General features: G+C 43.1%; 1 pseudogene. It reads right to left on the bottom strand.

Going from position 1 to position 283, the window contains the following annotated elements:
• Window positions 1–283 (bottom strand): annotated as a pseudogene (locus AB4486_RS24205) (TolC family protein); the annotation flags it as partial.

Raw genomic sequence — 283 nt, 5'->3', positions numbered from 1 at the left:
AGAAATTCGTACCGCTCTCTTTTAAGCTTCTGCGGCTTCTCTCTACGGTCTTCTTTGCTACCAATAAATCGTTATTGAGCTTTAACGCCTGATCCATGATCGAGCGTTGCTCTGTTTCGTTTATCTCTTTTAAAGGCACGCTTTCGTATATGTCTTGCGACGGAGTAATAGGGTATTGAATTTGAATAGAGAGCCCGTTGATAATGACACGTCGATCTTTTTGCAAGGTTCTCAATCGGTTCGACACGCCTTCTTTCTGAGCGATCACTTCGTAAAGCTCACT

Origin of the sequence: Vibrio sp. 10N.222.55.C6, assembly GCF_041473395.1 — a bacterium.
GTDB lineage: Bacteria > Pseudomonadota > Gammaproteobacteria > Enterobacterales > Vibrionaceae > Vibrio > Vibrio crassostreae_C.
The sequence above is the reverse complement of the archived record's forward strand: the minus strand, read 5'-3'. Positions and strand labels throughout refer to the sequence as shown.